This window comes from Vibrio sp. CDRSL-10 TSBA (genome assembly GCA_039696685.1).
Taxonomy (GTDB): Bacteria; Pseudomonadota; Gammaproteobacteria; order Enterobacterales; family Vibrionaceae; genus Vibrio.
This window is the reverse complement of record CP155566.1, coordinates 3,262,558-3,274,819: the sequence shown is the minus strand read 5'-3', so window position 1 is coordinate 3,274,819 and position 12,262 is coordinate 3,262,558. Positions and strand designations below refer to the sequence as shown.

The window sequence follows — 12,262 nt, the reverse complement described above, 5'->3', positions numbered from 1 at the left end:
AGTTTGTGCATAATGACCAATCGACCCTTGATCCTTGTTCATTTTGAGTTCAATATTGACGGGTTAAACTGTATTCCAGATCAGAGATTGATGAGGATTTGAATGACTAACCAAGCGTATCCAATGGCTCTCGTTTCACAGGACAGCTTAGACAGCTACATTCGCTCAGTGAACAGCTACCCGATGCTGACTGCTGACGAAGAGCGTGAAATGGCTGAGCGTTTACACTACTCCGGTGAGATTGAAGCGGCGAAAGGCCTGATCCTGTCGCATCTTCGCTTTGTTGTTCATGTTGCTCGCGGCTACTCCGGTTACGGGCTGCCAATGGCAGACCTGGTACAGGAAGGTAACATTGGCCTGATGAAAGCGGTTAAACGCTTTAACCCGGAAATGGGCGTCAGACTGGTCTCCTTTGCTGTGCACTGGATTAAAGCGGAAATTCACGAATACGTTTTGCGTAACTGGCGTATCGTAAAAATTGCCACCACCAAAGCGCAGCGCAAATTGTTCTTCAACTTGCGGAAGTCGAAAAAACGTCTGGGCTGGTTTAACAACGGTGAAGTGGAAACCGTAGCCAGAGAAACTGGGTGTGGATCCGGCAGAAGTGCGTGAGATGGAATCCCGTCTGGCGGCACAAGATGCCACGTTTGAAATGTCCGCTGACGATGATGATAACCCGAATGCTTACACAGCGCCGGTGTTGTATCTCGAGGACAAGCAGTCGGATCTGGCAGATAATGTCGAAGCCCAGAACTGGGAAGCGCACACCACGCAGCGCCTGACTCAGGCGATGTCGACCCTTGATGAGCGCAGCCAGCACATCGTGCGCTCGCGTTGGCTGGACGACCAGAAAGCCACGCTGCAGGAGCTGGCAGAAATGTATAACGTTTCTGCTGAGCGTATCCGTCAGCTGGAAAAGAATGCGATGAAAAAGCTTAAAGACGCGGTGGGTGAGTTTTAAACCTGACGACGGCCTGACAGTCAAAACCGAGATCTCCGGATCTCGGTTTTTTTATGCCTGATCGAAAAGTAAGATCTCATTTGCTTACCTGCCCTGTGGATAAGTCTGTGACAAAATTATTTACTGACTGTCATCAAGCAGGGTAAATCAAGGCCTGAACGCTGTTTTATATTTGGGGATATGTTTATCTTTACACACAGAAAAATAAGGATCATCACAAGATGTTGTGGATCGAACTTTCTCAAACCACTTTATCAACGCAATCCACAGAATTATCCACAAATGACGAATATTTGATCACTGGTGGATAACCTTACTGGTGTCGTGTACTTGTTGAGCACTGGATAGGTTACAATGTGTGCCGGTAAATAATGCTCAACAGAGAACTTAACATGGACCAATTTCAGCACATCGACGTTGCTGGCGCCCAGGCGCTGATCGAACAACACAATGCCAAGCTTCTGGACATTCGTGATCCGCAGTCATTTGCCGTCGCGCATGCCAAAGATGCCTACCACCTGACCAACGACACTATTGTTGCCTTTATGGATCAGACCGAGTTTGATGAACCTGTCTTAGTGATGTGCTACCACGGCATCAGCAGTCAGGGCGCGGCTCAATACCTGGTTAACCAGGGATTTGAACAGGTGTATAGTGTAGACGGCGGTTTTGAGGCCTGGCACCGGGCTAACCTTCCTATCGAAGCGAGCTGATTTATGATTAAACTGATCTCCCTGAACAATCCGCGCATGGCGCAGGCTTTTATTGATTACATGGCATCGCGCCACATTGATATTCAGATGATGCCGGAAGAGGGAGGCCAGTTTGCGCTGTGGCTGACAGATGATCAGCACCTGATAGAGGCGGAAGCAGAGCTGCAACATTTCCTGCATAACCCCAATCACAGTAAATATCAGGCGGCCTCCTGGGCACTGGCTGAATCACGCCAGTCCCGCTTTGTTTATCGTTCGCCAAGCATGCTCACCATGCTGCGCTCCAAAGCCGGTCCGGTAACCTTAGGCACTATGCTGCTGTGTGCTGCGATCTTCGCGCTGTCACTGCTGGGTATGGGGAATCAGGTCTTTGCGGCACTGCACTTTCCTGCTCACGGCGGACAGCAGTGGCAGCTGTGGCGCTGGTTCAGTCATGCACTGCTGCATTTTTCGGTGCTGCACATTGCCTTTAATCTGCTGTGGTGGTGGCAACTGGGTGGTGACATTGAAAAGCGGCTCGGCAGTGGCAAGTTAGTACAGATATTCCTGCTGTCGGCAGCCCTGTCCGGAGCCGGACAATACTGGGTAGAGGGGGCGAACTTTGGTGGTTTGTCCGGAGTGGTGTACGCTTTGGTCGGCTATCTGTGGATGCTGAGCGTACGGGCGCCGCATCTCGGACTGACGATGCCTAAACCGCTGATCGGTTTTATGCTGGTCTGGTTGGTGCTGGGCTTCGTACAGCCCTTTATGGCCATCGCGAATTCTGCCCATCTGGCCGGCCTGGTCACCGGCGTCATTCTTGGGTTACATGATGCCGGACGTTTTCAGTCTAAAGGTGCGGATGCCTGAGCGGCGGCCGACCGGATTACTGATAAATATACTTAGTAAACAGCAGATCAGCGATGAGTTTGCGACCGGTTTCCGGTAGCAGAACACTGTTGAGATCGTCGACCAGGGTTTTACGCAGATCTTCACGTCCCGCCAGAGATTTAATCGTGTCTTCGCTCTGTTTACCCAGCAGTTCGACGACCGCATCGCGGATCAGCGGCTGATGGCGTTCAACCAGCGGCAGGTCGGCACTGTTGGCCACCATAATATCGATGCGAACCTGAATATAGCCCAGCTTTTTACCCTGAGTAAAAAAGTTGGTGGTCAGATCCGGCTCTAGCGTGAAGTAAGCCAGTTTGGGCGCCTCTTCATCACTGGCATAAACTGCACCAGGTAAGACAAGGCTGGCGGCCAGTATGGCGTGGACTAGGTAACGTTTAAGCATATTTGTGCCTGTTCTTTCTTCTGTTCCTGATACTCGAAGCGCCAGACTCTTGTTACAATAGCGCATCATTAGACAACAAATGCTGCATAGGGTCGGACTGGTTTGGGAATGAGCTTGCATTCGATTTCTATTGTATGACGAATAAGCGTCATATTGAATACTAGTATGAATCAAACAACTGCGTTTTATCTGGCCGCTTTGCGCCAGGTCAGCTGGCAACAGCCGGAACAATTTACTTATCCTGACGAGAATGCCAAAGCCTGGTTACTTGAGCTGGGCTCGTTGTCACATCTGATGGCGGCCCACTGTGAGCATTTCAGCGTCAAATTACTCCACAACCAGTTTACTGCTGCCGCTGAACTGCATGCCGATGAGGTGCAGCTCTTGAGTGAAGAGCAGTGTCTGTTGCGTCAGGTCGTGTTACAAGGCGATGCGGTGCCTTGGGCGCTGGGCAGCACGTTAATTCCATTTTCCTCCATGCAGCAACGTGACTGGCAGCAGCAGGGTGATACCCCGCTTGGTGAGACGATATTCAGTTGTGAAACTGTGAAACGCGATGCTTTGCAGGTCGGATGGGCCGAGACATCGCATGGTAAATTACTCGCGCGCCGATCCCGTTTATGGATGCAGCATAAACCCATGTTAGTGGCAGAACTGTTTTTGCCCGATTCACCGATTTACTCCAAGGAGAGAGTGTAAATGAATGCAGAAAAAGCCCGCGCATTGTGGCAGTTAATGCGTATGGATCGTCCGATTGGCTCATTGCTGCTGATGTGGCCGACGATTTGGGCACTGATTCTCGCCGCGCGCGGTATGCCGGATTGGAATGTATTGCTGGTGTTTGTTATCGGGGTATTTGCGATGCGCTCGGCTGGCTGCGTGATCAATGATTTTGCTGACCGTAAGGTAGACGGACACGTTAAACGTACCGCCTCGCGTCCGTTGCCATCCGGCAAGGTGACCGCCCGGGAGGCGATGATCCTGTTCATTTCCCTGTCTGTGCTCTCGTTTCTGCTGGTTCTGACCATGAATCCGCTGACGATTAAACTCTCGTTTGCCGGGCTGGTGCTGGCGTTCATCTATCCGTTTATGAAGCGTTATACCCATTTACCGCAGTTCTTTCTGGGTCTGGCTTTCAGTTGGTCGATTCCGATGGCCTGGGCCGCGCAGGCGAATGAACTGCCACCTGTGGTGTGGTTTGTGTTTGTTATTAATCTGCTGTGGACGGTGGCTTATGATACTCAATACGCCATGGTGGATCGCGATGATGACCTGCTGATCGGAATTAAGTCGACCGCTATTCTGTTTGGTCGTTTTGACAAGCTGATCATCGGGGTATTGCAACTGCTGACCGTCGCCATGCTGATTGCGTTGGGGGTGAGTGAGCAACTGGGTGGCAGCTACTACTGGGGTGTTCTGATTGCCAGTGGGCTGTTTGCCTACCAGCAGCGTTTGATTCGCCACCGTGAGCGGATGCCGTGCTTTCAGGCGTTTCCTCAACAACAACTATGTCGGCATGGCGATAGCGGTCGCAATCTTTATTTCACTGATTTAACCAGATTAAAAAGGCATCCATGCGGATGCCTTTTTTGTACCCGTTCCCGTACCCTTTATCCGGTATGGTAATAAGGGCCGGGAAGAGGTGTAATCGGACGGCTGTGGCGTCGTTACTCTGCCTGACAGATACTTTCCGAAATGGTTAAGCGTACTTCAGAGTGAAGCATCGCATTGACCATACGTGACAGATGATGAATCTGCTCCTGATTGTTGTTACCCTCGGCATCGAGATAGCCTTGTTGCTTGAGGGTGACAAACAGCGCAGCAAACACCCCTTTGTCGAAAAACTCCGGAGCATTAATCCCGTGCAGACGGCCCAGACGCTGTGCGATCTCCTGGCTCTTGACTTCCAGATCGGCTTTGGCCAGATGCGGGCATGCGACCAGCAGGTTGAGCGCAATCGCATAGCGCTGCAGGGTTTCCGAGATGGTGCGTCCCAGCAGCATCAGTACCTGAGTGTTGGCCTGATTAATGGTTGCAATCCCATCTTCTACCGTCAGTAACTGCTGGTTTTCCAGCTCGGCCAGATACTGATCCACAACCTCATCCAGCTGCTCAGCTGCCATGCTCAGGAACAGCTCCTGTTGCAAAAACGGATACACCTTGGCGACACAGGTCTTGATCTGACTGACCGGCATCTGCTGCTGGCGAATCAGCATCTGTGCAATCAGCGACGGCAATGCCAGCAGGTGAATGATGTTATTGCGGTAATAGGTCATTAAAATCGACTGGTTACGATCCAGGGAAACAATGTCACCCATGGTATCGCTTTCGACCACAAACTTATCCAGTGACTCAGCATGCTCGACCAGACTCTGGGCACTTTCATCAGGCAGAGTGAACGTGGCCGAGTAGGGCACATTGCGCAGCAGGGACAGGTAGCAGTCAATCTGCTTGATCAGCTTGTCACGCGCCAGAGCACGCTGGCGTGAGGCCAGCAGTGCCGTCGCACACAGGGTCATGGCATTGGCCGCCGCGGCGTCGTTGATATGGGTCATCATCTTGGTGGCCAGCGTATTGACCACCGGATTCATCCATTGCGGCTTGCTGCTGCCCATAGGATCGATGTCCTGGTTCCACTGCGGCACCTGTTCATTCAGAAAGGCATTAAGCGGAATCGGTTCACCAAAGTTAACGTAACCCTGGCCGAAATTGCGCAGCTTGCGGATGGTACGCAGCACCAGGCTGGCATTCTCCTTCTCTTTGCGTTTGCCGCGCAGCTCTTTGGCGTAAGTGCCCACTTCCATCACATGTTCGTAGCCGATGTAGACCGGAACCAGAGTGACCGGGCGGTTGAGACCGCGCAGCATGGCCTGGATGGTCATCGCCAGCATGCCGGTTTTAGCCTGCAGCAGGCGACCGGTACGTGAACGTCCGCCTTCGCTGAAGTATTCGACCGAATAGCCTTTGCTGAACAGCTCGGCCAGATACTCACGAAAAATAGTCGAGTAGAGTTTATTGCCTTTAAAGCTGCGGCGGATAAAGAAAGCGCCGCCACGGCGGAAAATCGGGCCGGCCGGGAAGAAATTGAGGTTGATACCGGCAGCAATATGCGGCGGAAACCAGACCTTCATGATAGAGCACGTACGACAGCAGCAGATAGTCCATATGGCTGCGATGACAAGGGACATAGACGATTTCGTGTCCGTCCTGTGCCAGGCGGCGCACTGTCGCGGCGTTGTTGATATTCAGTCCCTGATAGATGCGATTCCACAGCCAGCCGAGGATGCGATCGCCTTTTTTCACCAGTGAGTAAGAGAAGTCCGCGGCAATTTCATCCAGAATCGCGTGAGCTTCTTTGCGTGCTTTTTCCACCGGAATATTTTTCGCCGTCGCTTCATCATTGATCGCTTTTTCGATCGCCGGCGAATCCATCAGGCGCTCAAACAGACGCTGACGTTGTGGCAGATTGGGGCCTGAGGCCGCCAGTTTTTGGCGTGAGAAGTGAATACGGGCAACCCGGGCCAGCTTGTGAGCGATCGACGTATCGGTACCGTGTTCGTCGGCCATATAGCGCAGCGAGACGACCGGGCTGAAGCGCAGCAGACAGTCGCGGCCGGAGCTGAGGACAGCCTTGGCTTTCTGGGCACCATTGAGAGCCAGCAGATAAGGGCGTTCACGACCTTCCTGACCGGGTTTTCTTCCCCACAGAACACTGGCCGGAATGACCTGAACATCCAGTTGTTGATCGTTGTGGTGCAACTTAAGCAATTCGGAGAAGGTATCAATCGAATCGCTCGGCACGTGGTTATCATCCTGCAGCAGCGCTGGACGTGATGAGATGAACACGTAGCGGTTCAGGGTCTGGCCGTTGAGCTCCAGTGGCTGCAGCGGGTCGGGTAAACCGGCTTTCAGCGCGAGGGTCTGCAGAGTCAGCAAATCGACATTGGAGCGAAATGGTAGTGCGTAGACAATCGGCTTGTTAATATCTATATCCAGATCCTCAATCGGATTGGATGGAATGGCGGTTCCTTTAACCAGCACCGAGAGCGGCAGTTTTAACAGGGAACGCGATAACGAGTGTCCAGAAGACATAAGGTTCAGAGCCTCAAATATGGATACAGGACCAGAGCATAAAGCTGTACTTTGCTCTTTGATTCATTGAAATGAAACAAGATGCGCAGACAGTAAAATACGCTGTAGTCGGTGTCTTTTTTGAGCTGCAAGAATACCAGAAACTGGTCAAACCTTTTAATATAATTGGGCTTATTTACGTCATTTCTGAGTGAAATGTTGGGAACAGGAACATAAAGTGCAAAAAAAGAATCCGCAGGGATTAAAACGTATCCTCAAGGCCAGTCGCTATTCCTACCAGGGAATTGGGGCTGCGTTTAAAAATGAAGCGGCTTTTCGTGAAGAGATTATTCTGGCGTGTGTCTTGATTCCGCTCGCGGTGTGGCTCGATGTCAGCCAGCTGGAACGGGTACTGATGATCGCCACTGTATTACTGGTCATGGTGGTTGAGCTGCTCAACAGTGCCATTGAGGCGGTGGTGGACCGCATCGGCCCCGAACATCATGAACTGGCGGGACGCGCCAAAGACATGGGATCGGCCGCGGTGTTTATCACCATGCTGCTCTGTGGTTATGTCTGGGTCGAGGCCCTGTTTATCTGAACAGCACTTTATCTAAAAAACAAGCAATTGGCTTTCCATTTCACCAATTACTGGATATACTCACAGTCAACTGTATAAAAAGACAGGTGACTTATGAAGCCGTTAACGCCACGCCAACAAGAAGTGTTTGATCTGATTAAAAGTAAGATCGAAGAAACCGGAATGCCACCTACCCGGGCGGAAATCGCTCGTGAACTGGGTTTTCGCTCAGCCAATGCGGCCGAAGAACACCTCAAAGCACTGGCACGCAAGCAAGTGATTGAGATCGTTCCGGGTGCCTCACGCGGCATTCGTATTCTGCTTGGTGCGGCCAACGATGAAGCCGGTGAAACCGGATTACCGCTGATTGGCCGTGTTGCTGCGGGTGAACCGATTCTGGCTCAGGAGCATGTAGAGACTCATTATCAGGTCGATCCTGGCATGTTCCGTCCGCAGGCTGACTTCCTGCTGCGGGTGCAAGGTGAAAGTATGAAGAACATCGGTATTATGGACGGTGATCTGCTGGCAGTGCATAAAACTCAGGACGTGCGTAATGGTCAGGTCGTGGTGGCGCGGGTCGAAGAGGATGTGACGGTAAAACGTCTCGAGCGTAACGGTGCGAAAGTGCTCCTGCACGCAGAAAATGAAGCCTTTGCCCCAATCGAAGTCGACCTCACCTGTCAGGAAATGACTATCGAAGGCATCGCAGTTGGTATTATCCGCAATACTGACTGGATGTGAGCATAGTTGAGATTTATTCTCAATAACTTGCTAATCTAAGTGATATTCATTATCATCTTTCTTGTGTCAAACAAGGAAGATGATAATGCGCCCGAATCAATCCCCTGCAACACGACGCTACCCGATACCGGCTAACCTGATGCAACCGCTCTGGTTACGCAGCCGTGAGAGCCTGGTCGATAATGGTCTGGTCTATGACCCGATTGCCGCGTCCGCCTGCCAGCGCTGTCAACTGGCGCCGGAATGTTTATCTGGCGATATCGATCAAAAACAGTTACTGCATGCCACGCTGACCCAATTGTGCGATCAACAGGTACGAGCTTTCCTGCAAACCCATCCTGATGGCTGGATAGTGAATGTCGGCGCTGGCCTGGATACCCGCTTTTACCGGGTCGACAACGGGCGTTGTCACTGGCTCGAGCTGGACGTGAGTGAAAATCTGCTCTGGCGGCAAAAACTGTTTCACCGCAGTGAACGTTACCAGCATTACTGTGGCAGTGTCAGCGATCTCTCCTGGCTGGATTCTCTGCCAGTCCCTGAATATGCCCCGATTCTGATTTTGTGTGAACATGCCCTGCTTGATTGTCAGGCCGAACAGGTCGCACGTTTTATTCGCGCTCTGGGACTTAACTTCGTCAATGCCAGCGCTTGCCTGGTGTTGGCCGGCGATAAAGCCGCAAGTCGCCTGGGGCAGAGCATGGGCTCCGGTCAATATCAGCATGGTTTCAGCGATGCCGCCCATGCGGTGCTCAATTGTTTACCCTGGACACGCAGCGTGCGGTTGTATTCGCCTCTGGATCAGCACTGCGGGCGCTGGAAATTCTGGCAGCGGGTGGTGAGTAAGCTGGGCGGCTATAAGCACAGATTTACTCCGATTGTCACTTCGATCCGCTGGTAATTCAGTCTCTCTTTTCGTTAAGCTCGCCGGGTAACAGGCCTGGCTGAGCCCGCAATCGGGTCGTTGCCGTAGCCGCTGCCGGTTAACTCAGATACACTTTGCGTTCTATTGTCAGAGGGTAAAGTGGTGCAATCTTTTTTTCATATCTTAGCCAATCCGGCCATGCACCGTAAGGTTTCTGTGGCTGGCGATTCCTATGGTGCTTTCCAATATTACCATTCCGTTGCTTGGTCTGGTGGATGCGGCCGTGATCGGCCATCTGCAGCATGCCTGGTATCTGGGCGGTGTTGCCCTGGGCAGTACGGTTATCAGTGTCTGTTTCTGGTTACTCGGTTTTTTGCGTATGTCGACCACAGGTCTGACGGCTCAGGCGCTGGGGGCCGATAATGGCTTTAACCTTGCCCGGGTGTGGCTACAGGGCATGCTGATGGCGCTGGGGTTTGCACTGCTGTTTTTACTCGCACACAGGTATCTGGCTGAGCTGGTCTTTGGACTCAGCAGTGCCAGTGAGCAGGTTAAGCAGGCCGCTGAGGACTATTTTGTTGTGCGAGCCTGGAGTGCGCCGGCTTCACTGGCTAACTATGTGCTGCTTGGCTGGTTGCTCGGCACCCAGAATGCACGCGCACCGATGTGGATGGTGATCATCACCAATACGGTCAATATTGCGCTCGACCTGCTGTTTGTGATCGGATTTGGCTGGCAGGTGCAGGGTGCGGCGCTGGCGTCCGTGATCGCAGATTACAGTGGTATGTTGTTTGGTCTGTGGTGTGTGTGGCGCTACTGGCTGCGTCAACAACTGCCGGCTTTAGTGGAGGTATTGCGCGCCTCTACTCAGGATTTGGGCCGCTTTGTGCGTCTTAACCGTGATATTTTCCTGCGTTCACTCTGCCTGCAAGCGGCTTTTAGTTTCATGACCTTTCAGGGAGCCGCGTTTGGCGATCAGACCGTGGCCGCTAATGCGGTGCTGATGAGTTTTGTCATGATCATCTCTTACGGTATGGACGGCTTCGCTTATGCGATGGAAGCTATGGTCGGTAAAGCGATTGGGGCCAGAAGTGAGCAGCAGCTCAAAGCGGCCATGGTCGGCAGTGCATTCTGGAGTGTGATCATCTGTGTCGTTCTGACGCTGGTTTTTGCTTACAGCGGTTCAGCCCTGATCGGTTTAATCACCGATATACCGGCAGTACAGGCGACAGCGTATGAGTATTTACCCTGGTTAGTGGCCATGCCGCTGACATCAATGTGGTGCTTTCTGCTGGATGGTGTGTTTATCGGCGCGACCAAAGGGCGCGAGATGCGCAACAGTATGTTTGTCGCGGCTGTGACCTATTTTGTCCTGTTTTTTGCGTTCTCAGACTGGGGTAACCATGCCTTATGGCTGGCGATGCTGAGTTTTATGGCGATGCGCGGCGTGTCTCTGGGCGTGTTGTTGGTGAAGCAATGGCGCAGCGGGACGTTCCTGGCGGCCTGAATCCGGATTGATGACCTGAATAAAAAACGCAGCACTGAGCTGCGTTTTTTATGTCGGGTTAACTGAAGACAATTCAGATCAGCGAATTCAGAACAGGCGATTCAAACCGTTCAGCGCGGCGACCCGGTAAGCTTCCGCCATGGTCGGGTAGTTGAAGGTGGTGTTAACGAAATACTCAATGGTATTGGCTTCACCTTTCTGTTCCATGATCGCCTGACCGATATGGATAATTTCCGCGGCGCGTTCACCAAAGCAGTGAATACCGAGAATTTCTCTGGTTTCACGATGGAACAGGATTTTCAGACTACCCACATCCATGCCGGCAATTTGTGCGCGCGCCAGATGTTTAAACGAGGAGCGGCCGACTTCGTACGGGACTTTGGCGGCAGTCAGTTTCCTGCTCGGTACGACCAACAGAGCTGATTTCAGGGATGGTGTAAATGCCGGTCGGAATATCTTCAATCAGTTTGTTGGTTGCGCTGCCCTGAGTAATCGCCTGGGCGGTAAAGCGGCCCTGATCGTAGGCTGCACTGGCCAGGCTAGGGTAGCCGATAACATCACCGACCGCATAGATATGGTCAACGTCAGTCTGGTAGTTGCCGTTGACTTTCAACTGGCCGCGCGAGTCCGGGTTCAGGCCGACCACTTCCAGGTTCAGTTTGTCGGTATTACCGGTGCGACCATTGGCATACAGAATACAGTCTGCTTTCATCTTCTTGCCAGACTTGAGATGGACAATCACGCCATCTTCCGTGCCTTCAATTTTCTCGTAGGTTTCATCATTGCGTATGATCACACCGCTGTTCCAGAAGTGATAGGACAGGGCATCGGAGATTTCATTGTCGAGGAAAGCCAGAAGTCGGTCTCGGGTATTAATTAAGTCGGTTTTCACCCCCAATCCGCGAAAAATTGAGGCATACTCACAACCAATCACACCGGCACCGTATATGATGATGTGTCTTGGGTCGTGTTTAAGGCTCAGAATCGAATCGCTGTCGTAAATACGCGAGTGGTCGAAATCAACATCAGCCGGGCGATAAGGACGTGAACCGGTGGCGATAATAAATTTATCGGCAGTGTAGAGGTCAACGGTGTTGTCACTTTTGGTCACGGCGACGGTATGCGCATCGACAAAATGGGCGCTACCAAAAATCAGTGAGCACTCATTGCGGTCATAAAAGCCCTGACGCAGACGGGTCTGTTTATCAATGACGGATTTTGCATGGCCAAGAATATTGGAGAAGGTCGCATGCAGGCTGGTGTTGTTTTTGCAAAAGAGCGGGTTACTGTTGAATTCAATGATCCGGCTAACCGCATGACGTAACGCCTTGGATGGTATCGTCCCCCAGTGGGTACATCCGCCGCCGACACCGCTTTCTTTCTCTATGATGGCGACATTCATACCCGCTTTGGTGAGCCCCATAGCGGCACCTTCACCGCCCGGGCCGCTACCGATTACAATGACGTCAAAGTGGTTAGGTTGTGCCATAGGATTTCCTTGTTATATTCACTTAACATTGCTGTAGCGATATTTTAACTGATTCTGTCGTGTGG

At 52.0% G+C, this 12,262-nt stretch carries 7 protein-coding genes and 5 pseudogenes; 9 read left to right on the top strand and 3 right to left on the bottom strand.

Features of this window, described 5'->3' with window-relative positions:
- Positions 1-102 precede the first annotated feature (102 nt).
- From rpoH to glpG, 3 genes and pseudogenes are all read left to right on the top strand, one after another.
- A pseudogene (gene rpoH / locus ABDK09_22950) lies at positions 103-961 on the top strand (RNA polymerase sigma factor RpoH).
- 392 nt (positions 962-1,353) lie between these two features.
- Positions 1,354-1,674: a thiosulfate sulfurtransferase GlpE gene (glpE, locus tag ABDK09_22945; protein XAW89460.1), complete on the top strand. Its 321-nt coding sequence runs from the start codon at positions 1,354-1,356 to the stop codon at positions 1,672-1,674.
- 3 nt (positions 1,675-1,677) lie between these two features.
- Positions 1,678-2,523: a rhomboid family intramembrane serine protease GlpG gene (gene glpG, locus ABDK09_22940; GenBank protein XAW89459.1), complete on the top strand. Its 846-nt coding sequence runs from the start codon at positions 1,678-1,680 to the stop codon at positions 2,521-2,523.
- A gap of 16 nt (positions 2,524-2,539) precedes the next feature.
- Here glpG and ABDK09_22935 read toward each other — a convergent pair whose 3' ends face one another.
- The gene (locus ABDK09_22935) at positions 2,540-2,947 is read right to left on the bottom strand and encodes a flagellar basal body-associated protein FliL (protein ID XAW89458.1); all 408 of its coding nucleotides are present in this window, start codon (positions 2,945-2,947) and stop codon (positions 2,540-2,542) included.
- Positions 2,948-3,112: 165 nt separating this feature from the next.
- Between ABDK09_22935 and ABDK09_22930 the strand changes: the two genes are divergently transcribed.
- A complete protein-coding gene (locus ABDK09_22930) occupies positions 3,113-3,646 on the top strand; it encodes a chorismate lyase (GenBank protein ID XAW89457.1) in 534 nt (177 codons plus the stop codon).
- A pseudogene (gene ubiA, locus ABDK09_22925) lies at positions 3,647-4,502 on the top strand (4-hydroxybenzoate octaprenyltransferase). It abuts the gene before it with no gap.
- A gap of 112 nt (positions 4,503-4,614) precedes the next feature.
- Here ubiA and plsB read toward each other — a convergent pair.
- Positions 4,615-7,039 (bottom strand): annotated as a pseudogene (gene plsB / locus ABDK09_22920) (glycerol-3-phosphate 1-O-acyltransferase PlsB).
- A gap of 217 nt (positions 7,040-7,256) precedes the next feature.
- Here plsB and ABDK09_22915 point away from each other — a divergent pair.
- The 4 genes and pseudogenes from ABDK09_22915 (at position 7,257) to dinF (ending at position 10,708) form a co-directional block, all read left to right on the top strand.
- On the top strand, positions 7,257-7,619 hold the full coding sequence (locus ABDK09_22915) for a diacylglycerol kinase (GenBank protein XAW89456.1): 363 nt from the start codon (positions 7,257-7,259) through the stop codon (positions 7,617-7,619).
- 93 nt (positions 7,620-7,712) lie between these two features.
- On the top strand, positions 7,713-8,339 hold the full coding sequence (gene lexA / locus ABDK09_22910; GenBank protein ID XAW89455.1) for a transcriptional repressor LexA: 627 nt from the start codon (positions 7,713-7,715) through the stop codon (positions 8,337-8,339).
- Between the two features lie 79 nt (positions 8,340-8,418).
- Complete coding sequence (locus ABDK09_22905) at positions 8,419-9,237, top strand: class I SAM-dependent methyltransferase (GenBank protein XAW89454.1); 819 nt, start codon at positions 8,419-8,421, stop codon at positions 9,235-9,237.
- 123 nt (positions 9,238-9,360) lie between these two features.
- Positions 9,361-10,708: pseudogene (gene dinF / locus ABDK09_22900) on the top strand (MATE family efflux transporter DinF).
- 87 nt (positions 10,709-10,795) lie between these two features.
- Here the strand turns inward: dinF and sthA are convergent.
- Positions 10,796-12,197 (bottom strand): annotated as a pseudogene (gene sthA, locus ABDK09_22895) (Si-specific NAD(P)(+) transhydrogenase).
- Positions 12,198-12,262: the final 65 nt, after the last annotated feature.